We start from the raw sequence: 25,538 nt of genomic DNA on the forward strand, positions 1-25,538 counted from the left end.
TCGCGGGGCCGGCGCCGAGGGCTACTCGCCCTGCGGGCGGCCCTTGGGGCGGCGCAGGCCCGCCTCGGTGAGGTGGCGCAGCAGTTCCTTGCTGCCGACCTGGACGGCGCCCGCGGCGACCGCCGAGTCGTAGCGTTCGCTCGGCACGTCGTAGTGGTCGCCGTCGAAGGCGCGGCGGGGCGCGCCGATGGTGTCGGCGAAGGCGTGGAGTTCCTCGTACGAGCTGTCGCTCACCATGTGCGACCACATGCGGCCGTGGCCCGGCCAGCTCGGCGGGTCGATGTAGACGGTCACCTCAGCGCGGCCCGCCGAGCACGGCGGACAGACCGCCGAGGGGGGCGACGGCCTCGCCGAGCGATTCGCACACCCAGTGCGGGTCGGGGCCGAGTTCGGGCTCGACGTCGAGGGCGTGGGGGTCCTCGCAGCGCGGGCAGAGTGGCCAGCGGCCCATCCGTTCCAGCAGCGCGTCCTTGACGTCCTGGGCCACCAGCCCCGGCACGAACGCGACGCCGTCGGGCCACTGCTCCACCCACCAGCGGCGCTGGGAGACGGCCTCCTCGACCAGCGAGACGACGTCCGCGTCGGCGACGCCGGTCGCGGTCAGGTCGGCGAGGACGAGCGCGCGGGCACCGTGCAGGGCCGCCTCCAGACCGGCGGCGGAGCCGGGTGCGTCAGGATCCATGGCGTCCATTGTGGACCAACCGGCGTGCGGGCGTCCTTGACGTCGTCCGGAGCTGAAAATAGCTTTCGTCCGTGGCCGAGAGGATGAAGGAAACCTTCAACGCCGGAGGGCTGGCCGCCAAGGTCAGGACCCTGGCACCGTCCATGACCCGTTCGATGCAGCGCGTCGCGGAGGCCGTGGCCGCCGACCCGGCGGGCAGTTCCCGGCTGACCGTGACGGCGCTCGCGGCCCGTACCGGGACGAGCGAGGCGACCGTGGTGCGCACCGCGCGGCTGCTGGGCTACCCCGGATACCGGGACCTGCGGCTCGCGCTGGCCGCGCTGGCCGCCCGTGAGGAGGCGGGGGCGCCGCCCGCCGTCACCCCCGACATCGCGGTGGACGACCCGCTGGCCGACGTGGTCGCCAAGCTCGCGCTGGACGAGCAGCGCTGCCTGGCCGACACCGCGGCCCAGCTGGACGTGGCCCAGCTGGAGGCCGCCGTGGGCGCGCTGGCCGCGGCCCGCCGCATCGACGTCTACGGGATAGGGGCGTCCAGCCTGGTCGCCCAGGACCTGGTGCAGAAACTGCTGCGGATCGGCCTGGTCGCGCACGCCCTGGGCGACCCGCACCTCACCCTCACCAACGCGGTCCAGCTGCGCCAGGGCGACGTCGCCGTGGCCATCACGCACTCCGGCCACACCCACGACGTGGTCGAACCGCTGCGCGCCGCCTTCGACCGGGGCGCCACCACGATCGCCGTGACCGGCCGGGCGGACGGCACCGTCACCCACTACGCCGACCACGTGCTGCTCACCTCCAGCGGCCGGGAGAGCGAACTGCGCCCCGCCGCCATGGCCAGCCGCACCAGTCAGCTGCTGGTGGTGGACTGCCTGTTCGTCGGGGTCGCCCAGCACACGTACGACACCGCGGCCCCCGCCCTGTCCGCCTCGTACGAGGCCCTCGCCCACCGCCACAGCCCGCGAAGGAACCATCAGCGATGACGCACACCGAGCTCCGGCGCGAGCTGGACCACCTCACCACCGAGGCCTTCCGCGCCGAGCTCGCCGAGGTCGACCGGCTCCCGACGCTCGACATCGCCCGGCTGATGAACGCCGAGGACGCCACCGTGCCGGCCGCCGTCGCGGAGCAACTGCCCGCCATCGCCGCCGCCGTCGACGGCATCGCCGCGCGCATGGCCCGCGGCGGCCGCCTGGTCTACGCGGGCGCGGGCACCGCGGGGCGGCTCGGCGTGCTCGACGCCAGCGAGTGCCCGCCGACGTTCAACACCGCGCCGGGCCGGGTCAGCGGGCTCATCGCGGGCGGCCCCGCGGCGATCGTGGACGCGGTCGAGGGCGCCGAGGACAGCGGGGAGCTTGCCGCCGCCGACCTCGACGCGCTCGGGGTCGGCCCGGACGACACCGTGGTCGGCGTCTCCGCCTCCGGCCGCACCCCGTACGCCGTCGGCGCCGTGGAGCACGCCCGCGCCCTGGGCGCCCTGACCGTCGGGCTGTCCTGCAACCCGGGCTCCCCGCTGGCCGCGGCGGCCGACCACGGCATCGAGGTCGTCACCGGCCCGGAGTTCCTGACCGGCTCCACCCGGCTCAAGGCCGGCACGGCCCAGAAGCTCGTCCTCAACATGCTGTCGACGATCACGATGATCAGGCTCGGCAAGACCTACGGGAACCTGATGGTCGACCTCCGCGCCTCCAACGACAAGCTGCGCGCGCGGTCCCGGCGGATCGTGGCCCTGGCCACCGGCGCCCCCGACGACGAGATCGAGGCCGCCCTCACCGCCACCGGCGGCGAGGTCAAGGACGCGATCCTCGTCGTCCTCGGCGGCGTGGACGCCCCGACGGCCGCCCGCCTCCTGGCGGAGGCCGACGGCCATCTGCGTGCGGCGTTGCTGGTGGCGGTCGCCGACGCCCGCGGCTGAGCGGGCGCGGGGCCGCGCCGGGCTGCCGCCCGGGCGCTCCGCGTGATCTCCCGCTCCGTCAGTCGGCCGAGCCGGGCGGTACGACCCGTCGGACCGCCTGGTTCGCCACCTGCGATGGCGTCGAAGTCCGCGTCGCCATGCAGGACGGCGAAGCGGTGCCGCTCGGCGGTGGTGGCGATCAGCAGATCCGCGGGCGAAGCGGCGCGGTGATGCCCTCTCTCGGCGAGCAGCGTCCGGACCTCGATGGCGCGGGCGCGGTCTCGCCCAGAGCCGTTCTCACCACCGGTTGCTTCGCGCGCCCAGGCGCACTTGTCGACCGGATACCGGGTCACCGCCACGCGTCCGCCGCTACCTCGGCGTCCCTGAGGTCGTCGAAGGCACCCTCGTCGAGCATTTCGATGAACCGCCGCCGCTCGGCGGTGGCCACGGATTCCGCCGGCGCTCCGTTGACCGTCGCCTGTTTCGGCGCGCTGCCCCGTGCGTCCGCGGCCGGAGGGGGCAGCGCGCCGTCCACGTCGGTCACCGTGCGCCAGGGGCCGGCCGGAGCGCCTCCGGCAGGGGGGCCGCGTGGAGGACGGCGAGGCCCGAGACCGCGCGGGTGAGGGAGACGTACAGGCGGCGCAGGCCGGTGCGCTCGTCGGGCTCGCCGTCGACGACGGCGGCGGGCTCGTCCAGGACCACGTAGTCGTACTCCAGGCCCTTGGCCAGGGAGGCCGGGACCAGCGTGAGGCGGACCTCCGCGGTGGTCTCCTCGCCGGGGGAGAGGTACGCCAGCCCCGCAGCCGCGAGTGCCCCGGCCAGTTCGGGCAGGCGCGCGTCGGCGGCGATCAGGCCGATCGAGCCCTCGCGGCCCAGCGCCTGCCGGCAGGCGTCGAGCACGGCCGCGGTCAGCTCCGCCGCCGGGACCCCGGTCACCGAGAAGGCGCCCGGGTTCTCCCGGACGGAGGTCGCCTCCTTGAGCCCGGGGGCGATCTCCGGCAGCAGCCGGGACGCGTAGGCGATGACCTCCAGCGGGACGCGGAAGCCCTGGGTCAGCTCCTCGATCCGCGAACCGGGCTTGCCGAGGTGCGTGAGCGCCTCCTCCCACGTCCCGGTCGCCCACGGGGTGGTGCCCTGGGCGAGGTCGCCCAGCACCGTCGCGGAGCCGGTGGAGCAGCGGCGGCCCACCGCCCGGTACTGCATGGGGGAGAGGTCCTGGGCCTCGTCCAGCACGACGTGGCCGAGCGAGGCCGTGCGGTGCACCAGGTCGTTGGCCTCGTCGACCAGCACCGCGTCGGCGGCCGACCACTTCGCGGAGGCCACCGAGCGGGCGGGCTTCTCCCAGAGGATCTCCTTCTGCTCCTCCGCGGTCAGCAAGCCCTCCGCGCACGCGGCCAGGAACTCCGGGTCGGACAGCAGCCGCAGCACCGTCTTCGCCGGGTCCACCGGCGGCCACAGCTCCTTGACGACGGCCTTGACGGCCGCGTTGCGCGCCACCGCGTCCTGCACCCGGTCGTCGGGGGCCTCGCCGGCCGCCTCCATCCGGACCAGCACGGCGTGCGCGATCCGCTGCGGCAGTGCCTCGCGGGCGGCGCCGTAGCGGATGTCGCGCTCCTGGAGCTCGCGGACCAGCTCCTCCAGTTCGTAGGCCGGGATGCGCCAGCGGCGTGAGCCGCGCACCACGACCACCGGCTCGGTGGGCATCGTGATGCCGGAGCGGACCGCGCGCCGCAGCACCTCGGCCATGCGCGCGTCGCCCTTGACGCCGGCGGCGGCCGCCGAGTCGGTGCCCCTGACCGGGACGTGGGCGACCAGGTCGTCGACCGTGGCCTGCTTGACGCTCAGCTCGCCCAGGGCGGGCAGCACCTGCTCGATGTAGTGCAGGAAGGACGCGTTGGGGCCGATGACGAGGGTGCCCGCGCGGGCCAGCCGTTCGCGGTGCGCGTAGAGCAGGTACGCCACCCGGTGCAGGCCGACGGCGGTCTTCCCGGTGCCGGGCGCCCCCTGCACGCAGACCGTGCCGCCGACCCCGGCACGGACGATCTCGTCCTGCTCGGGCTGGATGGTGGCGACGATGTCCCGCATCGGGCCGACGCGCGGCCGCTCGATCTCCTGCTGGAGCAGCTTGCTGGAGGTCTGCGCCTCGGCCGGGTCGGTGAGGTGCTCGTCCTCGTACGCGGTCAGTTCCCCGCCGGTGTAGCCGAAGCGGCGGCGCAGCGCGACGTCCTGCGGGTCGGTGCGGGAGGCCCGGTAGAAGGGCTGGGAGACCGGCGCGCGCCAGTCGATGACCATGGGGTCGCCGTCCGCGTCGTGGACGTGGCGGCGGCCGATGTAGAAGCGGTGTCCCACCTCCTCCCCGCCGAAGGCCTCGCCCTCCTCGTAGTCGAGGCGGCCGAAGAAGAGCGGGGTGTGCGCGAGATCGGCGAGCGCCTTGATGCGGGCGTCGATCTCGGACTGCAGCACTTCCGCGTTCACCCAGTTGGCGGTCACGTCCCGGATGTCGAGGGCCTCGACGTCGGCGCGCATCGCGCGCAGGGCGGAACGGGACTCGGCGAGGTGGGAGCGTTCGCGGTCGAGCGGATTGTCGGCGGTGAGGGACTGTTCCCCTGGCACGGGTTGCCTCCGGCGGCACGTAGGGCATGGCTCAGCCGGCCCCTGACCGGCGCGCACGGGGGCGCGGGGCGGGGCGCTGTCCTGATACGGATCACGACTCGGGCCGACCGGTTTCCGTCCGGCCGGTGGCACCGTCCCCCTCGGGGGCGGGCGGCAAGACGCAGGATCTTACGCTTCGCCGACGGGCGGCGCTAACCGTTATTCCACCCGCCCGTGGCCCGGACCTCTGCCCAAAGCGTCACGGATGCGTACATTGGGGGCATGGCACGACCAGTGGTCTCCCGCGTCCGCGGCAGCACCGCCATCGCCGAGGACGGCGCGCACCGGCATCCGGTCCACCCCGTGGGGGACGCCCTGCGCGCCTTCCGGGTCTTCGTCGCCACGGCCTTCCGCGTGGTGGTGCTGGGCCAGGACGGCGCCGCCGCGCGCGACTGACGCGGCGGCCCCGCGGCCGCGGCCGCTACAGCAGCTCGTCCGCGTCGACGATGCGGTACGCGTAACCCTGCTCGGCCAGGAAGCGCTGCCGGTGCGCGGCGAAGTCCTGGTCGATGGTGTCGCGGGCGACCACGGAGTAGAAGCGGGCCTCGTGGCCGTCGGCCTTCGGCCGCAGCACCCGGCCGAGGCGCTGCGCCTCCTCCTGGCGGGAGCCGAAGGTGCCCGACACCTGGATGGCGACCGTCGCCTCCGGCAGGTCGATCGAGAAGTTGGCCACCTTCGAGACCACGAGCACCGAGATCTCGCCCCGGCGGAACGCGTCGAAGAGCTTCTCGCGCTGTGCGTTCGTCGTCTCGCCCTTGATCACCGGCGCGGCCAGGTGCTCGCCCAGCTCGTCGAGCTGGTCGATGTACTGGCCGATCACCAGGGTCTGCTGCCCGCGGTGCTTGGCCACCAGCGCCTCGGTGACCTTGCGCTTGGTCTCCGTCGTCGCGCAGTAGCGGTACTTCTCCTCCGGCTCGGCGGTCGCGTACGCCAGCCGCTCGGAGTCGCTCAGGTTGACCCGCACCTCCACGCAGTCGGCGGGCGCGATGTAGCCCTGCGCCTCGATCTCCTTCCACGGGGCGTCGAAGCGCTTGGGCCCGATCAGCGAGAAGACGTCCGACTCACGGCCGTCCTCGCGCACCAGCGTCGCCGTCAGTCCGAGCCGGCGGCGGGCCTGCAGATCCGCGGTGAACTTGAAGACCGGCGCCGGCAGCAGGTGCACCTCGTCGTAGACGATCAGACCCCAGTCACGGGAGTCGAAGAGCTCCAGGTGCGGGTAGACGCCCTTCCGCTTGGTCGTCAGCACCTGGTAGGTGGCGATGGTGACCGGGCGGATCTCCTTGCGGGTGCCGCTGTACTCGCCGATCTCGTCCTCGGTCAGCGAGGTCCGCTTCACCAGCTCGTGCTTCCACTGCCGGGCCGAGACCGTATTCGTCACGAGGATCAGCGTCGTCGCCTTCGCCTGCGCCATCGCGCCCGCGCCCACCAGCGTCTTGCCGGCGCCGCAGGGCAGCACGACCACGCCGGAGCCGCCGTGCCAGAAGCCGTCCACCGCCTGCTCCTGGTAGGGGCGCAGCTTCCAGCCGTCCTGGTCCAGCTCGATCGGGTGCGCCTCGCCGTCCACGTACCCGGCGAGGTCCTCGGCCGGCCAGCCCAGCTTCAGCAGCACCTGCTTGATCTGGCCGCGTTCGGAGGGGTGGACGACCACCGTGTCGGGGTCGAGCCGCGCGCCCACCAGCGGCGCGACCTTCTTCGAGCGGAGGATCTCCTCCAGCACCGGACGGTCCGTGGTGGTCAGCACCAGGCCGTGCGCCGGGTGCTTGCTCAGCGTCAGCCGGCCGTAGCGGGCCATCGTCTCGGCCACGTCCACCAGCAGCGCGTGCGGCACCGGGTAGCGGGAGTACTGCACGAGCGCGTCCACGACCTGCTCCGCGTCGTGCCCGGCGGCGCGGGCGTTCCACAGCCCCAGCGGCGTGATCCGGTAGGTGTGGATGTGCTCGGGCGCCCGCTCCAGTTCCGCGAAGGGGGCGATGGCTCGCCGGCACTCGTCGGCGAGCTCGTGGTCGACCTCCAGGAGCAGGGTCTTGTCGCTCTGGACGATCAGGCAGGACACGCAAACCTCCGCGAATGGGCGGGCCGGGACCGGGAGAGGGGCCGGGCTGAACTATCCATGGTCCCCCATCCCGCTGTGGAAACGCCCCGGTCCCCGCGATCGATACCGCGGGCCCGCCCGCCGGGCGCCCGGGCGGCCGGTCAGGCCAGGTCGTCGGCGAGCTCGGCGACACCCGTTATCCGGTGCAGCGCGAAGGTGCGGACCTCGTCCGCGGTGTGGTCGTACGCGGTGACGAAGCCGCCCTCCACCCGCATCGGGCCGATCACGCGCTGGCTCGCCGCGCCCTCCGCGTTGACGTAGCCGATCCACACCGACTCGCCGGTCAGCACCGCCGCCTGCATCGTCGCCAGCGTCTCGGCCGCCGCCGTACGCGGCAGGCGGCCGTCGGCGCCCGCGCCCGGGCGGTCCGCGGACTCCCGGCGCACCGCGGTCGAGGCGCGGTCACCCGCCCGGATCGCCTTCACGGCCGCCCCGAGCAGGGTGCCGTCCGGGGTCGGCGGACCGTCCACCACGGGCACCGGCGCGCTGCGCGGCGGCGTGCGCCGGGCGTCCGCGCGGGTGATCAGCACATCGCCCTCGGCGGACTCGGCGGCCGGTGCGTGGCCCAGCGCGCGCAGCCGCTCCAGCAGCGTCGCCGGGTCGCTCTGCGCCGCCAGCACCGTCGGCGCCAGCCTGCGCAGCCCTAGGCCGGCCGCCCGGCGGTCGACCAGCAACTCGCTCAGCAGGGCGTCGTCGTCGCAGCGCACGTACGCCGAGGCAGCTCCCACGCGCAGCCGGCCGTGCCGCCGGGCGACGTCGTCCACGAGGTAGCTCAGCGGCTGCGGCACAGGGGTGCGCGAGTGCGCGGCCAGGAAGGCGTGCAGGTCGGCGGCGGTACGTCCGGCGTCCAGCGCCCGGCGCACCGACCCCTGGGTGAAGCGGAAGACCGTCGCGCCGCCCTTGGACTCCACGTCCGCCAGCACGTGCAGCGTCTCGGCCAGGTGCGGTTGCAGCGGGCCCGGCGCGACCGCGGTCAGATCCGCCTGGAGCAGCACATGGTCCAGTGGCTCCGGCAGCAGCGGCCCGAGCAGCGCCGCCGCGACGTCCCCGGAACGCCGCAGCAGCGCACGGCCGTGCGCCGACAGCGCGCCGCGGCCGGTGATCCCCAGCAACTCCGCCTCCGACACCGTCCAGCGGACCAGGTCGGCGCGGAGCGGGTCCATCGCGGCACCGCCCCGCAGCGGGCGCTCCCAGCGCAGCCGGGCCAGCAGCGCGTCCTGGTCCGCCGACGCGCCCTCGGGGAGCGCGGCCAGCAGCTCCAGCGTCCGCCGGCGCACCTCGGGGGCGAGCGAACGGTCCAGGTCGGGGCCGAGCGCGGCCAGCGCACGGCCCTTCGCGTCCCGCGTGCCGACGACACCGGGCACACGGGTGGCGGCCAGCCACGCCGTGACCAGGGCCGCCCACCGGTCCTCGGCGGGCATGGCCAGCCACACGTCGGCCGCGGGGGTCGGCGCGTACGCCTCGTCCACCTCCCCGTCCGAGGCGACCAGGCCCGCGGCGTAGGCCAGCTCCAGCCAGAACGCGGCCGGCGGCTCCGCCACGTCCAGCGCCGTGGCCACCCGCTTCAGGTCCCGCACGCTCAGCCCGCCGGCGCGCAGCATCGGCGGGCCGCCGGTCTCCCACTGCTTCAGCAGTTCCTCGACCGTCCGGACCGCCGTGAAGGCCTGGCCCGCGGCGGTGTTGTCCACAGCCTGTGGATCGTGTTCCTTCGGCGCCACGTCCGGTGCGACCGGCTCGGGAACCTGGTGCGCCCTGCCGTCGCGCAGGTGCAGGGCCACCTCGCGGGGGAGCACGACGTTGCGCGCCCCGGCCGGCAGCAGCAGCCCCCGCTCCAGCAGCCAGGCCACCGGGGGCGGCGGCACCGACACGTCGGCCACCTCCCCGTACGGCGGGCCCCACGTCAGCCGGCGCAGCACCGCCACGGCCTCGGGGGGCGCCCCGCCGAGCAGCGCCGCCATCCGCGAGCGGTCCGCGAAGAGCGCCGTCAGCGCCCCCACCGCGCTCACCGGGTCGTGCGTCGGCGGCAGCCCGGCCGTGGTGAGGATCTGCTGCAACCGCGTCGGCGACATGCCGGACGTCGCCTCCGCCACCGACGGCCCGAGACCGGTCGGCGACGGGCTCCCCGCCGCCGGGGCCAGGATGTCGCGCGCGGTGCGCACCAGGCGCAGCCGCTCGTCCCCGCCCCACAGCAGTGCCTGCGCCCGCAGCCTCTCCACGGCGCCGGGCAGCGCCTCCGCCGCCTCCGGGCCCATCAGCGCGGCGAGCGCGTCGTAGGGGGCGCCGTCCGCCGCGACGGCCAGCGCCTCGGCGGTCTGCAGCGTGAACCGGTCCAGGCGTTCGAGGGCGCGGACGACGGAGGCACGCGTGCCGGCGCGGGTCGCCAGCTGCGAGAGGTCGTTCGGGACCGGGTTCAGCAGGTCCGGGCGCGCCCGGAGCAGTGCGGTCAACGCGTCGTCGCCGCGGGCGCGCAGGTCCTCCGCGAGCGTGCGCGGCGCCGCCGCAGGGCCGTCAGTGCTCATCTCCCCCACACTAGCCCTGCCCGCCCCCGAGCCACGTGGGCGTCGTCCCCGGTTTTCCCCAAGCCTCACCGGCTGCGCCGGGGCTTCCGGTGGGGGGTCGGCGCGCGACCGTGCCGGTGCGCGGGGTGGCGGGCGTACCGGTACCGGTGGGCGGTGGGCGCATTGGGGGCGGCCCCTTGGGCCGGCGCCCCGCGATGGGGACGCCTCCGGCCTCCGGCGGGCGGGCCGGTACGCACCGTCCCACGCACGGCCCGGAGGGTGACGGCGTCGACGGGTGAGCGGGGGTGCGGGGTGTGGGGGTCGGCGAGACGTGGCGGGGCCGCCTTCGTGCGGGCCGCTCTCGGTCTCCGGCGGGTTGGCGTGTAACGGTGCCCATGGCTGGCCCGGGGTGAGCGCGACGGGCAGTGGGCGGTAGGGGCGTTGCGCCCTCGTGCCGTGGGCCGGCGCGGCCCGCGGCTTCCGGCGGGGGTACGTGGTGGCGGCGCGCTGCTCCGGGCCGCCTCGGGCTTCCGGTGAGCGGCACCCGACCGTGCCGGTGCACGGGGAGGCGGGGGTGCGGCGCCCTTGTCGTGGGGTGGCACGGCTACATGGTGGCGGGGTCACCTCCGTGTGGCCGCTCCCGGTCTCCGGTGGGGGGGTCGGCGCGTAACCGCGCCCATGGCTGGCCGGGGGTGGGCCGAGACGGGCTGTGGGCGGTAGAGGCGTTGCGGACTCCTGCCGTGGGGCGGCGCGGCCTGCGGCTTCCGGTGGGGGTCGGCATGCGACCGTGCCCGTGCCCGTCCGTGGGGGTGCGGGCGTCGGCGATGACCTGCCGTGGCGTACCGCGCAGCGGCGTCCGGGGCGGGGGCGGGACGCAACCGTGCCCGGGGTCGGGCCGGGGGGCGGTAGCGTCGGGGCATGGGTGCGGAGGAGAGCGACCGGCTGGTTCTGGACTACCTCAGCAAGGTGGGGGACCTGGCGCAGACGGCCCTGCCGGCGGACCGCCGGCGGGACCTCGTGGCACAGCTGCGCAAGGACATAGACCGGGAGCGGCACGGCAGCGACAACCCCGCCGTGGTGCGGCGGATCCTGGGCCGCCTCGGCGCGCCCGACACCGTCGTGCAGGAGGCCGCCGCGGTGCCCGCGCCCCGCATCCCACAGGAACCCGCACCGGCGGAGCCGGAGTGGTGGCGGCTGCCCGAGCAGCGCACGCAGCCCACGCGGTCCCCGTCGCGGAGGCCCGCACCCGGGGACGAAGTGGAGGGGCTGCCCGGCATGACCGGCGGCCTGATCATCCCCATCGATCCCGAGGAGGACCCGGAAGCGGCCCGCGACGGCGGTCAGGAGGAACCCGGGGCCGGGCCCGCGTCCGGACCCGGGCCGAAGACCGAACCGGAGGCAGTCCCGGTCCCGGCCGAGCGCCGCAGGCGGTGGCGGTGGCGGGCCGGCGTGCTGGAGACCGCCGCCGCGCTGCTGCTGCTCGCCGGGGCCGTCCTGGGCTCCTGGATCGCGCTCCTCGCCGGCTGGGCCGTGGCGTACGGCTCACGCCGCCTGTCGCGCCGCGCGTCCCGCTTCGCCGCGCTGGGCCTGCCGGGGCTGACGGCGGCGGCCGCGCTCACCTGGATATGGGGCCGCTTCGCCGGACGGTGGGGCGAGCCGATCCCCGAGGGGGGCCTGGACTCCGCGATCGCCGACGCGCTGCCCACGGTCGTGCGGATCGCGGCGGTCGCCTCCGCCGCCTTCCTGCTCTGGCGGGGGAGCAGGGCCCGCCGGCCGCCTCGTTAGAGTGGCTGCCATGCCCGCTTCCCTGCCGCCGTCCCCGATAACGGTCGGTTTCGACCTCGACATGACCCTGATCGACTCACGGCCCGGCATCAGGGCCACGTACGAGCGCCTCACCGAGGAGACCGGCGTCCACATCGACGCCGCGCTCGCGGTCACCCGTCTCGGGCCGCCGCTCGACTGGGAGCTGGAGCACTGGTTCCCCGCGGCGGACATCCCCGCGGCCGCCGACCGCTACCGGGCGCTGTACCCCGAGTACGCCGTCGCCCCGACCCCGGCCATGCCCGGGGCGCGCGAGGCCGTCGCCGCCGTCCACGCCGCGGGCGGCCGGGCCGTCGTGGTCACGGCCAAGCACGAGCCGAACGCCAAGCTGCACCTCGCGCACCTGGGCATCGAGGTCGACGAGGTGCGCGGCTGGCTGTGGGCCGAGGCGAAGGCGGAGGCGCTGACCGAGTACGGGGCGGCGGTCTACGTCGGCGACCACGTGGGGGACGTCGTCGGGGCCCGTACGGCCGGCGCGCTGTCCGTGGCGGTGGCCACGGGTCCCGTCACCGCGGAGGAACTGCGCGCCGCGGGCGCCGACGTGGTGCTCGCCGACCTGACGGAGTTCCCCGCCTGGTTCGCCTCCTACGCCCCGGATCCGGACGCCGTCGCCTGACGGCTCTGCGCCCGCGCGGAGCGCAGCAGCCCGGCCAGGGCCAGCCCGAAGCCGACGCCCATGAGCATCGACACCAGGTAGGCGGCGGTCGGCAGCGGGTCGGACCCGAGGAAGAGCGGGGCCACGGTGGCGAGAGTGCCGAGTGCGCCGACGACGAAGACGGCGGCGCCGGCGCGCACGAGGAGATCGCCCGGTTTCCGGGTTTCGTTGGTCACCGGACCAGGGTAGATCGCCCGGGGAAGTCGCAGCGCACCGACCGGATGCGGGCCGGAGCCGTAGGACCACGAAGTCTTGTCACACGCCCCCGGGCCATTAGCCTTATGGGCGGCGGGTCTGCCAAGGACCCGCTGTCTTGCTATCCAAGAGCTTTTTTCTGTCTACAGCGAGGACGAGGTCGGACGTGCCTACCGGCAAGGTCAAGTGGTTCAACAGCGAGAAGGGCTTCGGCTTCCTCTCCCGCGACGACGGCGGCGACGTCTTCGTCCACTCCTCCGTCCTGCCGGACGGCGTGGCCACGCTGAAGCCGGGGCAGCGAGTCGAGTTCGGGGTGGTCGCCGGGCAACGCGGCGACCAGGCCCTCTCGGTGACCCTGCTGGATCCGGCGCCGTCCGTGGCGGCCGCGCAGCGGCGCAAGCCCGACGAACTGCTGCCCATCGTGCAGGACCTCACCACACTACTGGAGGACGTCGCCCGCTCGCTGCAGCGCGGCCGTTACCCGGACAAGGCCCACGGCCACAAGATCGCCTCCGTCCTGCGTGTCGTCGCCGACCAGCTGGACGTCTGACCCCGTCCCGTTGACCTCGTCCGGGCCCGGGCTCACCACTCGAGCGCGTGCGGGCCGAGGGGCGGCACCAGCCCCTCGGCCGCGGCCCGGGTGAGCAGCCCGCGGACCGCCGCGTAGCCCTCCTCGCCCAGCGCCGACGTGAACTCGTTGACGTACAGCCCGATGTGCTGGTCCGCCACCTTCGGGTCCATCTCCTGCGCGTGCTCCATGACGTAGTCGCGCGAGGCCTCGGGCTCGTCCCAGGCCATGAGGACGGAGGTGCGGGCCGCGTCCGCCAGTTCCCGCAGCCGCTCCTCGCCCAGGGAACGCTTGGCGATGATCGCGCCGAGCGGGATGGGCAGGGTGGTCGTCCGCTCCCAGTGCTCGCCCATGTCCGCGAGCTTGTGCAGTCCGTAGTCCTGGTAGGTGAAGCGCGCCTCGTGGATCACGAGGCCGGCGTCGACCCGGCCGTCCCGCACCGCGGGCATGATCTCGTGGAACGGCAGGACGACGATCTCGCCGACGCCGCCCGGCACTTCGGCGGCCGCCCACAGCCGGAAGAGCAGGTACGCCGTCGAGCGCTCGCTCGGCACCGCCACCGTGCGCCCGCTCAGGTCGGCGCCCGTGCCCGTGCCCTCGTCCCTGGTCAGCACGAGCGGGCCGCAGCCGCGGCCCAGCGCGCCGCCGCAGGGCAGCAGCGCGTACTCGTCGAGCACGTAGGGCAGCACCGCGTAGGAGACCTTCAGGACGTCGAACTCGCCGCGCTCGGCCATGCCGTTGGTGATGTCGATGTCCGCGAACGTCACGTCGATCGGCGGCGCGCCCGGGACCCGGCCGTGCGCCCAGGCGTGGAAGACGAAGGTGTCGTTGGGACACGGGGAGTAGGCGATCCGCAGCGCGCGCTGTTGGCTCATGTCCGATCTCCAACGTCGAGTACGGCCGGTTGCTTCCCGAGCAGGGCGAAGGCGTCGGCGAGCGCGTCGAGCGCCTCCCCGATCCGCCAGGCCGCGCGGTCGCGCGGGCCCACGGGGTTGGACACCGTACGGAGTTCCAGGACGGGCAGCCCGTGCGCCGCGGCCGCCTCCGCGACGCCGAAGCCCTCCATGGCCTCGGCCAGGACACCCGGATGACGGTGCGTCAGCTCGGTGGCGCGTGCCGCCGTGCCCGTGACCGTCGACACCGTCAGGACCGGCCCGTACGCCGCGCCGAGCACCTCGGCGACCCGGCGTGACAGCGGCCCGGGCGGACGGTGCTCGGAGGTGCCGAAACCCAGCTCGGCGACCGGGAGGAAGCCCTCCGGGCCCTCCGCGCCCAGGTCGGCGGCGACGACCGCGTCGGCGACGACCGCCGAGCCCACCGGTGCGCCGGGCTGGAAACCGCCGGCGATCCCGGCCGAGACGACCAGCGTGTACTCGGCCGCGGTCAGCGCCGCCGCCGTGCCGGCCGCGGCGGCCGCCGGCCCGACGCCCGCGGCCAGCACGTCCGCCAGCGCGGTGCGCAGCAGGAGGCGGCCACCCGGTACGGGCCGTTCGGCGGCCGCGCCGCCGAGACCGCGCACGACCGCGTCGCGCTCCGCCGGGACGGCGGTGACGACGAGCAGGCGGGGCGTCATGTCCTCGACCGGCGGACCCGGCTGGCGGTTCAGCCCGCCGTCTTCAGCTTGAACTGCCAGACGCCGAGGTAGTCCTGGGCGCTGCCGGTCTCGATGATGTTGAGGGTGACCTCGCTGGCCGAGGCACCCGACTGCGCGTCGGCGAGCAGCGTCTCCGCGTCGAAGGAGCGGTAGGTGGTGTCCTTCAGCAGCCCCGACTTGCCGGAGGTACCGGCGGCCACGACCCAGCCCTTCTCGGCGATCGCGGGGTCGACGCCGATGCGCACCTTGTCACCGGGCCGGACCGTGATGGTCTTCTCGGGCTTGCCCTGCAGGCAGGCCAGGAAGGCCTGCTCCGTCAGCTTCTTCCCGTCGAGGTAGCACTTGCTGGTGGCCTCGGTGGTCACGGTCCTGTCGCCGACGGTGACGGTCGCCAGGGGGGTCGGCTTCTCGCAGGCGGAGAGGGCGATCAGCCCGAGGGACACGGCACCGAGGGCGGCGGCACGGCGGCGATTGCTCATGAAGGTGAGGCTACCGGGCGGTCGCGCTCCCGCTACGCGGGGGGCCCGCTCGTGTCCCCGGCCTCCCGTGGGCCTCCCGTGCTCACACCGTGCGCGGACGCGTCGCCCTTCCCCGGGCGCCGGTGGCCAGACCGCGGACCGAGAACACGACGCCGAGCGCCACCAGGGCCGCCGCCACCGCCATCCCGAGCGTGCCGTGGAGGGGCAGCACGATGCCGATGGCGCCGCCGATGACCCACGCCAGCTGGAGTGCGGTCTCCGAGCGGGCGAACGCCGAGGTGCGCACCTCCTCCGGCACGTCACGCTGGATCAGGGCGTCCAGCGAGAGCTTGCCCAGCGCCTGCGCGATGCCCGCCGCGGCCGCGACGACGGCGATGGTCAGCACCCCGTACCAGGCGGCCGCCAGGCACGTCGCCGCCAGGGCGGCGGCCAGCGCGCTGATGATGATCCGCTCCGGTCCGCGGGCGCGCAGCCAGGAGCCGAGCGCGGTGCCGAAGGCGTTGCCGGCGCCCGCCGCCACCGCGACCAGGCCCAGCGACACGGGCCCCGACAGGCCGCCCAGCGGATGCTCGCGCAGCAGGAACGCGAGGAAGAGCGTCAGGAACCCCGACAGCGCCCGCAGCGCGGCATTGGCCTGCAGGGCGTGCAGCACCGGGCCGCCGACGCTCCGCAGCCCCGGCCGCTTCTCCCGCCACTGCCGGCCCAGGCGGTGCGGCTCGACGTCCTCGCCCGCGCTCAGCTCGGCGCGCGCCTCGCCCTTGGCGGAGTCCACCTTGTGCGGGAGGGAGAAGGACAGCAGCGTCCCGCAGACGAACACGACGAACGCCCCGTACAGCGGCACGCCCGGCCCGATCAGATGCAGCAGCCCGCCGATCGGCGCCGCCAGCGCCGTGGCCAGCAGGCCGGTCAGACTCACCCGGGAGTTCGCCTTCACCAGCGTCGTGCGCACCGGCAGCAGCCGCGGCACCACCGCGCTGCGCACCACCCCGTACGCCTTCGACGCCACGAGCACGCCCAAGGCGGCCGGGTACAGCTCCAGTCCGGCGGTCGCCACCACCCCGGCCATCGTCCAGGCCAGGATCGCCCGGGCCAGCATCGACATCGCCATCGCGGCGCGCCGCCCGTGCGGGATCCGGTCCAGCAGCGGACCGACCACCGGGGCCAGCAGCGCGAACGGGGCCATCGTGACCAGCAGGTAGAGCGCCACCCGGCCGCGCGCCTCGCCGGTCGGCACGGAGAAGAAGATCGTGCTGGCGAGCGCCACGGTGATCAGCATGTCGCCGGCCGAGTTCACGGCGTGCAGCTCGATCAGCTTCGCCAGGCCCGACTCGCCCGCCCCGCCCGAATGCGTGTGCCGCCTGAAGCGGCGCACCACGGCGGACGACGTACGCTGCGTGGCGCGCGCGACGGCGTTCCCCGCCCTGCGAACCCGTCCGGGGCCGGACGTCACTGTGCGTGCCACGCTCGCCAGTCTGCCCTACCGGGCGGCTTTCCGAACGGGGCGCGCACCGATAGCGTGCGATCGCGCAGAATGGAGTCATCAGGTGCGCCCGTGGACGTACGGGCAGGCAGCGTTTGAAGCGGTCCTCCGGTCCGCTCCGCCACCGCCCCGCCCGACCCTCGGCGGCGCACGCGTAAGACGGCGTAGGAGAGAATCGATTCTTGTGAGTGCTGCGATGCGAAGCCGTACCCCAGACCGCCTGTGCGTCGAGGCGGTCGACCTCGCCCTCGAAGCCGCCGTCGAGGCCTTCGGCGAGAAAGCGGTGGGCGAGCACCTCGGCGCGGTCGCCGAGGGCGACCGTGTCGTGACGCACCTGTTCGACTGCCGCGAGGCCGCCTACCGCGGCTGGCGGTGGGCGGTCACGCTCACCCGGGCCTCCCGCGCCAAGTCGATCACCCTGGACGAGACGGTGCTCGTGCCCGGGCCCGAGGCCGTCCTCGCGCCCGAATGGGTGCCGTGGAGCGAGCGCCTGCGCCCCGGCGACCTCGGCCCCGGCGACCTGCTGCCCACCGAGGCGGAGGACCTGCGCCTGGAAGCCGGCTTCTCCGGGGAGGACGTGCCGCCGCCGAACTCGCCGGTCTCCGACGAGATGGCCGAACTCGTCGAGGCCGAGGACGCCGACGTCTCCGGCGGACCGCCCGCGGCCCTGCCGCTGGCGCCCACGGTCGGCACGATCGGCGCCGTCGCGGAGGAGATCGGCATGGCCCGGCCGCGCGTGCTGTCCCGCTACGGGCTGCACGTCGCCGCGGACCGCTGGGAGGACGAGTACGGCCCCAAGGCCCCCATGGCCCAGGCCGCGCCCGCCCAGTGCGTCTCCTGCGGCTTCCTCGTCCCCATCGCGGGCTCCCTGCGGCAGGCCTTCGGCGTCTGCGCCAACGAGTTCTCCCCGGCCGACGGGCGCGTCGTCTCCCTCGCCTACGGGTGCGGGGCGCACTCCGAGGCCGCGGTCATGCCGAAGACCCCGCGCCCGGCCCCGCCCGTCCTCGACGAGACCGCGGTCGAGCCGCTCCCCCTCCACCCGGACCGCCACGGCTCCGTCGAGGACACCACCCCGGCCGAGGAACTCGGCCACAGCTGACGGCTCCGCCGGTCCCCGGGGCACCTCGCGGGGTGCCCCGGCCTTTGCCTGGTGGCGTGCCGGTTCGCGCGTCGGGTGCGGCTGCGGCTGCGGCTGTTGTCGGTCGGCGGTCGGCGGTCGGCGGGTTCCGGCTCGCGGGCGGTGGTCGGGGTGTGCGCGGGTGGCGAGCGGCGCCGGGGGTGTGCGCCTCGCTGTTGGGTGCGGGCTGTCGCCCCGGGTTCCGGTGGTGGGCGCGGTGTGCGTGCCCGCGGTGAGCGGTGTGGAGGCGCCGGCGCGACGACCCCCACCACACAGGTACGTCCCGGCGCGGGCCACGGCTCCCTGGGCGGCGCCAGGAAACGACGGAAGGGCCCCACCGCGCTCACGCACGAGTGCACGCGGGCGCGCACGCCCTGGGAAGCGGCGGCCCGACGACGTATCCGGCCGAACGGCACGATGCCGTCGTCGGGCGAGGTGAGCTGTGCGTACGCCAGTTGCGGGACGAGGTGGCGCAGCAGGTTGATGCGGTTCGTGCCGCGTGCGGGGCGCGCCGGCAGGGCGAGGAGCCGGGTGGCGGTCGCGGTGTGCCCCGGGGGTGGCCGACGTCCCGTACGAACCGGATGACCGGTCCCGCCGGTGGTCCCGGCGGGGCCCGGGGCCGGGGTGTGCGGGACGACCGGGTGCGGGCGCACGCGGTAGCGTCACCCGCACAGGGCATGCGAGAGCGCTTGAGGGAGAAGACGACGTGAGCGGGACCGCGATGGACCGGGGCGCAGATCCGTTCGGGACCGCACGGCTGCGGCGGGCCGTGCTGGACGCGTGGGCCGCGTCGCCCGCCCGGTTCCGGGAGGACGCCAACGCGGAGGAGGACCTCGCGCTCGGCGGCTACCGCGACCGCCTCGTCGTCGAACTGGCCCAGAACGCCGCCGACGCGGCGACCCGCGCGGGGGTGACCGGCCGGCTGCGGCTGACCCTGCGCGAGGGGGTGCTCGCGGCCGCGAACACCGGCGCCCACCTGGACGCCGTGGGCGTGGAGTCCCTGTCGACGCTGCGCGCCAGCGCCAAGCGCGAGGCGGGCGACCTGGCCGTCGGCCGCTTCGGCGTCGGCTTCTCCGCCGTGCTGTCCGTCAGCGACGAGCCCGCGATCCTCAGCCGCAGCGGCGGCGTCCGCTGGTCGCTGGCCGAGGCCCGGGACCTGGCGCGGGAGACCGGTGGACGTTCCCCGGGGCTCACCGACGAACTGCGCCGTCGCGACGGCCACGTACCGCTGCTGCGGCTGCCGCTGCCCGCGGAGGGCACCGCCCCGGACGGCTACGACACCTGCGTCGTGCTGCCGCTGCGCGACGGGGCCGCCGCGGACCTCGCGGCGCACCTGCTCGCGGGGATCGACGACGCGCTGCTGCTGTCCCTGCCCGGCCTGGCCGAGGTGGTCGTCGAGACGCCGGAGGGCGTAAGGACGCTGACCCGGCGCCAGGAGGACGGGCTGACCGTCGTCGTGGACAGCGTCAACGGCACCACCCGCTGGCGCACCGCGAGCGAGGCCGGCGCGCTGGAGGCGGCACTGCTGGCCGACCGCCCGGTGGAGGAGCGGCTGCGGCCGGTGTGGTCGGTGACCTGGGCCGTCCCGGTGGGCGGGGACGGTGCGCCCGAGCGGCCGCGGACGGCGCCCTTCGTGCACGCCCCGACCCCGACGGACGAGCCACTGGGACTGCCCGCGCTGCTCATCGCCTCGCTGCCGCTGGACCCGAGCCGGCGCCACGCCGCGCCCGGCGCCCTCACCGACTTCCTGGTCGCGCGGGCGGCGGAGCTGTACGTACGGCTGCTGGCGGACTGGCGGCCGGTCACCGCGGGCATCGTGGACCTGGTGCCCGGCCCGCTCGGCAAGGGCGAGCTGGACGCGGAACTGCGCCGCCACGTGCTGGAGCGGCTGCCGCGCACCGCCTTCCTGCCGCGCGCCGCCGACGTCACCGGCGGCGAGGGCGAGGACGAACTCCCGCCCGCGCTGCGCCCCGTGGAGGCAGAGGTCGTCGAGGGCACCGGCGCGGAGACGGTCGGGGTGCTCGCGGAGGTCTTCCCGACGCTGCTGCCCGCCGGCCTGGAACGCCGCCCCGAACTGCGCGTCCTCGGGGTGGCCCGACTGCCGCTGGGCGACGCGATCGACCGGCTCGCCGGGGTGGAGCGGCCCGCGGCCTGGTGGCACCGCCTGTACGACTCCCTGGCCGGCACCGACCCCGACCGGCTGAGCGGGCTGCCCGTACCGCTGGCCGACCGTCGCACGGTCATCGGACCGCGCCAGGTGCTGCTGCCGCTGCCCGAGATGGACAGCGTCTACGCCGAAGGGGCCGCCCCGGTCAGCACCGGGCTGCCGGCCGCCTCGGAACTGGCCCGGCTGGGCCTGAAGGTGGCCGACCCGGAGGCAGCGCACCCGCTGCTGGAGAAGCTCGGCGCCACCCCGGCCACCCCGCGCGCCGTCCTCACCACCCCGCAGGTGCGCGCGGCGGTGGCCGCGTCCCTGGACGCCGACGACGCCTGGGACGAGGACGCGCCCGCGCTGGACGCGGAGGAACTGGCCGAGGTCGTCCTCGGCCTGGTCCGTGCCGCGAACCTCGCCCCCGGCGACGAGCCCTGGCTGGCCGCGCTGGCCCTCACCGACGACGAGGGCGAGCTCGCGCCGGCCGGTGAACTGGTGCTGCCGGGCAGCGCCTTCGAGCAGGTCATCCGGGAGGGCGAACTCGGCTCCGTGGACGCGGACCTGGCCGCCCGCTGGGGTGAGCAGCCGCTGACCGCGGTCGGCGTCCTCGCCACCTTCGCGCTGGTCAGGGCCACCGACGTGGTGCTCGACCCGGACGAGCTGGAGCCCCGCGAGGGCGACTGGGCCGAGCCGGACGACGCGGGGCTGCTCGACGCGGTCGACGTCTGGTGCGAGGACGTCCTCGACCGGCTGCCGGACACCGACGTGCCGCCGGTCGCCACCGAGATCGTCGCCGTGCGCGACCTCGACCTCGTCGACGACGACGCCTGGCCGCAGGCGCTGGCCATGCTCTCCGTGCCGCCGCTGCGCGACGCGGTCACCCAGCCGGTGCGGGTCCTGCTGCCGGACGGCACCACGGAGTCCGTGCGGCCCTACACCGCCTGGTGGCTGCGCGACCACCCCGTCCTCGACGGCCGCCGCCCGGTGGGCCTGCGCGCCGCCGGCGGCGACCCGCTGCTCGCCGGGCTGTACGAGGACGCCGAGGCCGGGGCCGTGGACGACCAGGTGCTGCGCGCCCTGGGCGTGCGCACGTCCGTCACGGCCCTGCTGGACGAGCCCGGCGGCGGCGCGGAGCTGCTCGCCCGGCTCGCCGACCCGGAGTCCGCCGTCACCCCGGCCCAACTGCACCGGCTCCACTCCGAGCTGGCCACCCTCGACCCCGATCAGGTCACCCTCCCCGACGAGCTGCGGGCCGTCGTCGACGGTCGCGAGACGCGGGTGGTCGAGGCCGGCGAGGCGTTCGTCGCGGACGCGCCCGACCTGATCCCGCTCACCGTGGGCCTGCCCCTGCTCCCGGTGCCGCCGGTCCGTGCCGCCGCGCTGGCCGAGCTGTTCCAGGTGCGCCGGCTCAGCGAGGCCTTCGAGGCCCCGGTCGTCTCGGAGGGGGAGCCGCACGACGTCGCGGACGCGGTGCGGGAGCTGCTGCCGGGCGCCCCGCTGTCCTACGTCGAGCACGAGGAACTGCTGGTCCGGGTTCCTGACGGCGGCACCGCCGAACTCGATTGGCGGTGGACCGGGAGCACCCTGCACGCCGCCACGCTGGAGGGCGTCGCCGCCGGCCTGTCGTGGGCGGCCGGGGCGTGGCAGCGCCGCTTCGAGGTGGCCGCGCTGCTGGAGGACCTCACCCGCACGGAGGAGCTGGCCCGGGACCGCTGGTTCGACTGAGCCGGCCGCGGCCCGGCGTGTCGGTGATCACACCGGATCATGTGTCGAAAAGGTGTCCACGAGGTGAGTGTTCGCACATAACCTCCCTCTCACCACTCGAGACGCCATGTCGGGGGGATCGACGGGCGTCGCTTCTTCTGGGGGATCTTCACGCATGCGTATGCGCACCACTGTGGCCGCGGTCTCCGGCGCCCTGGCCCTCGCCGCGTCGGCCGTCCCGGCCGCGCAGGCCGCCGACGGGCCGGGCGGCACCACCCCGCTCCGGACCTCCGCCGCCAAGGCGGCGGCGGACACCCTCACGGGTGACACCAGGATCACCAAGGTCGTCGTCAACGGCGGCAAGGACATCGTCCTCGGGACGAGCGCCAAGAAGACGGTCTCCGTCGCGGTGACCGCCACCGACCCGTCGGGCATCGACGGCGCGGTGGTCTTCCTCTGGCACGGTTCGGCCCTCACCGGCACCGGCACCGACGGCGCCCTCTTCCCGGCCTCGGAGGACGCCGCCTGCACCGCGGTCAACGCCACCACGTCCACCTGCAAGGTCAGCATCACCGTCGACCCCAAGGCGGACCTCTACAAGAACGCCCTCGCCGGCACCTGGAAGGTGTACGCCGTGGTCGGGGGCAAGGACGGCGACTTCGTCGAGAAGGAGGCCGCCGGCACCGCGAAGATCAAGCGCAACGCCGTGCTGACGGTCAACGCCGCCCCGGAGCCGGTGAAGAAGGGCAAGACCATCACCGTCACCGGCAAGCTCACCCGGGCCAACTGGGAGACCCACAAGTACGCCGGTTACACGGGCCAGTCCGTGCAGCTGCAGTTCCGCAAGAAGGGCACCAGCACCTACAAGACGGTCAAGACCGTCAAGTCCAGCAGCACCGGCGCCCTGAAGACCACCGTCAAGGCCTCCGTGGACGGCTACTGGCGCTTCAACTTCGTCACCACCTCGCTGACCGGCGCGGTCGCCGGCCCGTCCGACTTCGTCGACGTGCGGTAGCACCCGCCGCGTCCCGGGCGCCGGTCCCCCTCAGCGGGGGTCCGGCGCCCGGCGCTTGTCCGGCACGGTGTCGTCCTCGTCGGTGCGGCGTACGCGGCGCCAGACCACCTCCAGCACGAACGCGGCGGCCGCCGCCACGGCGACGGCGGTCCAGGGGCCCTGGGTGCCGACGAGGCGGAGCGCGAAGAACTCCTGCAGCCACGGTGTGACCAGCACGACCAGGAAACCCGCGCCCATGGTGAGGACCAGGCCGATCCGCCACCAGGTGTAGGGGCGCGCGACCAGTGCCAGCACCCACATCGCGACCAGGAAGAGGGTCAGCGTCGCGGCGCTGGTCTCCGCCTCCAGCGCGCCGGCGCCGCGGTAATGGTGGCGGGCGAGCATGTACGTCACGAAGGTGGCGACGCCCGCGATCACCCCGGCGGGCAGCGAGTAGCGCATGACCCGGCGCACGAACTGCGGCCTGGCCCGCTCCTTGTTGGGCGCGAGGGCGAGGAAGAAGGCGGGGACGCCGATGGTCAGCGTGGAGAGCAGCGTCAGGTGCCGGGGGAGGAACGGGTACGGCGCGTGCCAGATGATCACCAGCAGGGCGAGCAGCACCGAGTAGACGGTCTTGGTGAGGAAGAGCGTCGCGACGCGCGTGATGTTGCCGATGACGCGGCGGCCCTCCGCCACGACCGACGGGAGCGCCGCGAAGCTGTTGTCGAGCAGCACGATCTGCGCCACCGCCCGGGTCGCCTCGGAACCCGACCCCATGGCGACGCCGATGTCGGCGTCCTTGAGGGCCAGGACGTCGTTGACGCCGTCCCCGGTCATCGCCACGTTGTGGCCGCCGGACTGGAGCGCGCCCACCATCTCCCGCTTCTGCTGCGGTGTGACCCGGCCGAAGACCGTGCCCCGGTCGAGCTCGGCCGCCATCCGCGCGCGCTCGGCGGGCAGCCGCCGGGCGTCGACCGTCCGCTCGGCGCCCGGCAGCCCCAGCTTCCCGGCGACCGCGCCGACGGAGACGGCGTTGTCACCGGAGATGACCTTGGCGTGCACCTCCTGCTCGGCGAAGTAGCGCAGGGTGTCGGCGGCGTCGGGGCGCAGCCGCTGCTCCAGGACGACCAGCGCGGCCGGGGTGGCCGAGGCGCCCACCGCGGGGTCGTCCAGCTCCTTCGCCGTCCGGGCGAGCAGCAGCACCCGCAGTCCCCCGGCGTTGAGGCCGTCGACCTCGCCGAGCGCCCGGTCGCCGGCGGGGAGCAGCACGTCGGGGGCGCCGAGCAGCCAGGCGCTGCGCTCCCCGCCCGGCTCGGTGAACGCCGCCGCGCTGTACTTGCGGGCGGAGGAGAAGGGCAGCGCGTCCGTGACGTGCCAGCCGTCGTCCGGGGCCGGGAACGCCGCGGCGACGGCGGCCAGCGTCGGGTTGGGGCGCGGGTCGGCGGCGCTGACCGCGCCGAGCACCTGCCGTACGTAGGGCTCCGCGACGCCGTCCAGCATCCGCAGCTCGGCGACGTCCATCCCGCCCTCGGTGAGGGTGCCGGTCTTGTCCAGGCAGACCACGTCCACCCGGGCCAGTCCCTCGATCGCGGGCAGCTCCTGGACGAGGCACTGCTTGCGGCCCAGCCGCACCACGCCGATGGCGAAGGCCACGGAGGTCAGCAGGACCAGGCCCTCGGGCACCATCGGCACGATGCCGCCGATCATCCGGCGGACCGCCTCGCGCCAGTCGTTGTCCTCCAGGACGAGCTGGCTGACGATCAGGCCGATGGCGGTGGGGACCATCATCCACGTGACGTACTTGAGGATCCGGCTGATGCCGCTGCGCAGTTCGGAGTGGACGAGGGTGAAGCGGCTCGCCTCCTCGGCGAGTTGCGCCGCGTAGGCCTCCCGGCCGACCTTGGTCGCGGTGAAGGCCCCGCCGCCGGCGACGACGAAGCTGCCGGACATGACGGGGTCGCCGGGGCGCTTGACGACCGGATCGGCCTCCCCGGTGAGCAGCGACTCGTCGACCTCCAGGCTGTCGGCCTCGGCCACCTCCCCGTCGACCACCACCTTGTCGCCCGGCCCGAGTTCGACGAGGTCGCCGAGGACGATCGCGGAGGTGGGGACCGGGGTGGCGACCCCGTCCCGGCGGACGGTGGGTCGCGCCTCCCCGATCACGGCGAGTCCGTCCAGGGTCTTCTTGGCGCGCCACTCCTGGAAGATGCCGATGCCGGTGTTGGCGATGATGACGAAGCCGAACAGGCCGTCCTGGATCGGGCCGACCACCAGGATGATCAGGAAGAGCACCCCGATGATCGCGTTGAAGCGGGTGAAGACGTTGGCACGCACGATCTCGGCCATCGAGCGCGAGGAGCGCACCGGGACGTCGTTCACCTCGCCCCGCGCCACCCGCTCCGCCACCTCGGCGGCGGTCAGGCCACCGAGCACGGCCGGTCGCGTCCCGGCCGCCTCCCGCTGCGTGCTCTCCGTCATGGGTTCGACGGTACGTGGGGGGCGGCGCGCGCGGCGCGGCGAGGGACCGCTCTCGGGGACATCTCCGGGGCGCCGTACGACCGGGGGCGTAGCCGCGCGGTACCGGGGTGGGACGCGCGGTGCGGCCGCCGGGGAGGGGGCGGGACGGGGCGGCCGGGTGGGCCGGGCCGGCTCAGTCCCGTCCGGCGTCCTCGGCGGCGCGCGCCCGCTGTATGGCGTCCCGGCGCGCGCGCACGTACCAGAGGCCGATGAGGCCGAGGCCGCCGCCGGCCAGGCAGGTCCAGATCCACCAGGCGTGGCCGTGGTCGGAGTACCAGCCGTAGAAGGGGAGCTGGACGAGGAAGAGCGCGAACCAGATGACCGTGCCGACGGTGACGGTCGCGACGTCGTTCGCCTCCAGAGGTGCGGGCGCCTCGCGCAACCCGGTCGTCCCCTTGCTGTGGCTGCTGCTGCTCATACCGCACAGCGTACCCAGTGACCCAA

At 75.0% G+C, this 25,538-nt stretch carries 22 protein-coding genes; 9 read left to right on the plus strand and 13 right to left on the minus strand.

Going from position 1 to position 25,538, the window contains the following annotated elements:
• Positions 1-21: 21 nt before the first annotated feature.
• Positions 22-294: a DUF4031 domain-containing protein gene (locus ACZ7MY_RS05675; protein WP_499599841.1), complete on the minus strand. Its 273-nt coding sequence runs from the start codon at positions 292-294 to the stop codon at positions 22-24.
• A 1-nt stretch (position 295) separates the two neighbouring features.
• Entirely contained in the window at positions 296-682 is a 387-nt protein-coding gene (locus ACZ7MY_RS05680; protein ID WP_499599842.1) for a DUF8819 family protein, read from the minus strand.
• A gap of 83 nt (positions 683-765) precedes the next feature.
• Here ACZ7MY_RS05680 and ACZ7MY_RS05685 point away from each other — a divergent pair, with 83 nt between their 5' ends.
• Together ACZ7MY_RS05685 and murQ are read left to right on the plus strand one after the other, a co-directional pair.
• Positions 766-1,662 carry a MurR/RpiR family transcriptional regulator gene (locus ACZ7MY_RS05685; RefSeq protein WP_499600273.1) on the plus strand — a complete coding sequence of 299 codons (897 nt, stop codon included), beginning with the start codon at positions 766-768 and terminating at the stop codon, positions 1,660-1,662.
• Positions 1,659-2,594, plus strand: coding sequence for an N-acetylmuramic acid 6-phosphate etherase (gene murQ / locus ACZ7MY_RS05690; RefSeq protein WP_499599844.1), 936 nt, complete (start codon positions 1,659-1,661; stop codon positions 2,592-2,594). Before ACZ7MY_RS05685 ends, murQ begins: the two co-directional genes overlap by 4 nt.
• A 328-nt stretch (positions 2,595-2,922) precedes the next feature.
• Here murQ and ACZ7MY_RS05695 read toward each other — a convergent pair whose 3' ends face one another.
• Together ACZ7MY_RS05695 and ACZ7MY_RS05700 are read right to left on the minus strand one after the other, a co-directional pair.
• Positions 2,923-3,108: a type II toxin-antitoxin system VapB family antitoxin gene (locus ACZ7MY_RS05695; protein WP_499599846.1), complete on the minus strand. Its 186-nt coding sequence runs from the start codon at positions 3,106-3,108 to the stop codon at positions 2,923-2,925.
• Positions 3,109-3,113: 5 nt separating this feature from the next.
• Positions 3,114-5,186 carry a HelD family protein gene (locus ACZ7MY_RS05700; RefSeq protein WP_499599847.1) on the minus strand — a complete coding sequence of 691 codons (2,073 nt, stop codon included), beginning with the start codon at positions 5,184-5,186 and terminating at the stop codon, positions 3,114-3,116.
• 261 nt (positions 5,187-5,447) lie between these two features.
• Here ACZ7MY_RS05700 and ACZ7MY_RS05705 point away from each other — a divergent pair, with 261 nt between their 5' ends.
• A complete protein-coding gene (locus ACZ7MY_RS05705; protein ID WP_499599849.1) occupies positions 5,448-5,621 on the plus strand; it encodes a hypothetical protein in 174 nt (57 codons plus the stop codon).
• A gap of 25 nt (positions 5,622-5,646) precedes the next feature.
• Here ACZ7MY_RS05705 and ACZ7MY_RS05710 read toward each other — a convergent pair whose 3' ends face one another.
• Together ACZ7MY_RS05710 and ACZ7MY_RS05715 are read right to left on the minus strand one after the other, a co-directional pair.
• Positions 5,647-7,278: a DNA repair helicase XPB gene (locus tag ACZ7MY_RS05710; RefSeq protein ID WP_499599851.1), complete on the minus strand. Its 1,632-nt coding sequence runs from the start codon at positions 7,276-7,278 to the stop codon at positions 5,647-5,649.
• A 140-nt stretch (positions 7,279-7,418) separates the two neighbouring features.
• Positions 7,419-9,836, minus strand: a complete 2,418-nt coding sequence (locus ACZ7MY_RS05715; RefSeq protein WP_499599853.1) for a helicase-associated domain-containing protein — start codon at positions 9,834-9,836, stop codon at positions 7,419-7,421.
• A gap of 897 nt (positions 9,837-10,733) precedes the next feature.
• On the opposite strand from ACZ7MY_RS05715, the gene ACZ7MY_RS05720 reads away from it, so the two are divergent.
• Positions 10,734-11,600 (plus strand): HAAS signaling domain-containing protein, encoded by an 867-nt coding sequence (locus tag ACZ7MY_RS05720; protein WP_499599855.1) that lies wholly within the window; start codon positions 10,734-10,736, stop codon positions 11,598-11,600.
• Between the two features lie 10 nt (positions 11,601-11,610).
• Entirely contained in the window at positions 11,611-12,255 is a 645-nt protein-coding gene (locus tag ACZ7MY_RS05725) for an HAD family hydrolase (RefSeq protein WP_499599857.1), read from the plus strand.
• Here ACZ7MY_RS05725 and ACZ7MY_RS05730 read toward each other — a convergent pair.
• Entirely contained in the window at positions 12,225-12,470 is a 246-nt protein-coding gene (locus ACZ7MY_RS05730; protein ID WP_499599859.1) for a hypothetical protein, read from the minus strand. The genes ACZ7MY_RS05725 and ACZ7MY_RS05730 overlap by 31 nt on opposite strands.
• A gap of 185 nt (positions 12,471-12,655) precedes the next feature.
• Between ACZ7MY_RS05730 and ACZ7MY_RS05735 the strand changes: the two genes are divergently transcribed.
• Positions 12,656-13,039, plus strand: a complete 384-nt coding sequence (locus ACZ7MY_RS05735; RefSeq protein WP_018560023.1) for a cold-shock protein — start codon at positions 12,656-12,658, stop codon at positions 13,037-13,039.
• Between the two features lie 32 nt (positions 13,040-13,071).
• Here the strand turns inward: ACZ7MY_RS05735 and ACZ7MY_RS05740 are convergent, their stop codons facing one another.
• From ACZ7MY_RS05740 to ACZ7MY_RS05755, 4 genes are all read right to left on the minus strand, one after another.
• Positions 13,072-13,932 carry a 1,4-dihydroxy-6-naphtoate synthase gene (locus ACZ7MY_RS05740; RefSeq protein ID WP_499599862.1) on the minus strand — a complete coding sequence of 287 codons (861 nt, stop codon included), beginning with the start codon at positions 13,930-13,932 and terminating at the stop codon, positions 13,072-13,074.
• Positions 13,929-14,630 (minus strand): futalosine hydrolase, encoded by a 702-nt coding sequence (locus ACZ7MY_RS05745; protein ID WP_499599864.1) that lies wholly within the window; start codon positions 14,628-14,630, stop codon positions 13,929-13,931. The genes ACZ7MY_RS05740 and ACZ7MY_RS05745 overlap by 4 nt, the downstream gene beginning before the upstream one ends.
• Positions 14,631-14,659: 29 nt before the next feature.
• Positions 14,660-15,130, minus strand: coding sequence for a hypothetical protein (locus ACZ7MY_RS05750; protein WP_499599865.1), 471 nt, complete (start codon positions 15,128-15,130; stop codon positions 14,660-14,662).
• Positions 15,131-15,212: 82 nt separating this feature from the next.
• On the minus strand, positions 15,213-16,592 hold the full coding sequence (locus tag ACZ7MY_RS05755) for an MFS transporter (RefSeq protein WP_499599866.1): 1,380 nt from the start codon (positions 16,590-16,592) through the stop codon (positions 15,213-15,215).
• A gap of 214 nt (positions 16,593-16,806) precedes the next feature.
• Between ACZ7MY_RS05755 and ACZ7MY_RS05760 the strand changes: the two genes are divergently transcribed.
• From ACZ7MY_RS05760 to ACZ7MY_RS05770, 3 genes are all read left to right on the plus strand, one after another.
• Positions 16,807-17,709, plus strand: a complete 903-nt coding sequence (locus tag ACZ7MY_RS05760) for a DUF3027 domain-containing protein (RefSeq protein WP_499599867.1) — start codon at positions 16,807-16,809, stop codon at positions 17,707-17,709.
• A 739-nt stretch (positions 17,710-18,448) separates the two neighbouring features.
• Complete coding sequence (locus tag ACZ7MY_RS05765; RefSeq protein WP_499600274.1) at positions 18,449-21,604, plus strand: sacsin N-terminal ATP-binding-like domain-containing protein; 3,156 nt, start codon at positions 18,449-18,451, stop codon at positions 21,602-21,604.
• A gap of 154 nt (positions 21,605-21,758) precedes the next feature.
• On the plus strand, positions 21,759-22,598 hold the full coding sequence (locus tag ACZ7MY_RS05770; protein WP_499599868.1) for a DUF5707 domain-containing protein: 840 nt from the start codon (positions 21,759-21,761) through the stop codon (positions 22,596-22,598).
• A gap of 30 nt (positions 22,599-22,628) precedes the next feature.
• Here the strand turns inward: ACZ7MY_RS05770 and ACZ7MY_RS05775 are convergent, their stop codons facing one another.
• Together ACZ7MY_RS05775 and ACZ7MY_RS05780 are read right to left on the minus strand one after the other, a co-directional pair.
• Positions 22,629-25,055 carry an HAD-IC family P-type ATPase gene (locus ACZ7MY_RS05775; protein WP_499599869.1) on the minus strand — a complete coding sequence of 809 codons (2,427 nt, stop codon included), beginning with the start codon at positions 25,053-25,055 and terminating at the stop codon, positions 22,629-22,631.
• 172 nt (positions 25,056-25,227) lie between these two features.
• Entirely contained in the window at positions 25,228-25,512 is a 285-nt protein-coding gene (locus ACZ7MY_RS05780; protein WP_499599871.1) for a DUF2530 domain-containing protein, read from the minus strand.
• Between the last annotated feature and the right edge of the window lie 26 nt (positions 25,513-25,538).

The sequence above is a fragment of the Streptomyces sp. NPDC111520 genome, assembly GCF_055635295.1.

Coding starts and splice junctions, on each gene's coding strand:
- ACZ7MY_RS05680 (WP_499599842.1), bottom strand. CDS start 682: ATGGATCCTGACGCACCCGGCTCCGCCGCCGGTCTGGAGGCGGCCCTG.
- ACZ7MY_RS05685 (WP_499600273.1), top strand. CDS start 766: ATGAAGGAAACCTTCAACGCCGGAGGGCTGGCCGCCAAGGTCAGGACC.
- murQ (WP_499599844.1), top strand. CDS start 1,659: ATGACGCACACCGAGCTCCGGCGCGAGCTGGACCACCTCACCACCGAG.
- ACZ7MY_RS05705 (WP_499599849.1), top strand. CDS start 5,448: ATGGCACGACCAGTGGTCTCCCGCGTCCGCGGCAGCACCGCCATCGCC.
- ACZ7MY_RS05715 (WP_499599853.1), bottom strand. CDS start 9,836: ATGAGCACTGACGGCCCTGCGGCGGCGCCGCGCACGCTCGCGGAGGAC.
- ACZ7MY_RS05720 (WP_499599855.1), top strand. CDS start 10,734: ATGGGTGCGGAGGAGAGCGACCGGCTGGTTCTGGACTACCTCAGCAAG.
- ACZ7MY_RS05725 (WP_499599857.1), top strand. CDS start 11,611: ATGCCCGCTTCCCTGCCGCCGTCCCCGATAACGGTCGGTTTCGACCTC.
- ACZ7MY_RS05740 (WP_499599862.1), bottom strand. CDS start 13,932: ATGAGCCAACAGCGCGCGCTGCGGATCGCCTACTCCCCGTGTCCCAAC.
- ACZ7MY_RS05745 (WP_499599864.1), bottom strand. CDS start 14,630: ATGACGCCCCGCCTGCTCGTCGTCACCGCCGTCCCGGCGGAGCGCGAC.
- ACZ7MY_RS05750 (WP_499599865.1), bottom strand. CDS start 15,130: ATGAGCAATCGCCGCCGTGCCGCCGCCCTCGGTGCCGTGTCCCTCGGG.
- ACZ7MY_RS05760 (WP_499599867.1), top strand. CDS start 16,807: ATGCGAAGCCGTACCCCAGACCGCCTGTGCGTCGAGGCGGTCGACCTC.
- ACZ7MY_RS05765 (WP_499600274.1), top strand. CDS start 18,449: ATGGACCGGGGCGCAGATCCGTTCGGGACCGCACGGCTGCGGCGGGCC.
- ACZ7MY_RS05770 (WP_499599868.1), top strand. CDS start 21,759: ATGCGTATGCGCACCACTGTGGCCGCGGTCTCCGGCGCCCTGGCCCTC.
- ACZ7MY_RS05775 (WP_499599869.1), bottom strand. CDS start 25,055: ATGACGGAGAGCACGCAGCGGGAGGCGGCCGGGACGCGACCGGCCGTG.
- ACZ7MY_RS05780 (WP_499599871.1), bottom strand. CDS start 25,512: ATGAGCAGCAGCAGCCACAGCAAGGGGACGACCGGGTTGCGCGAGGCG.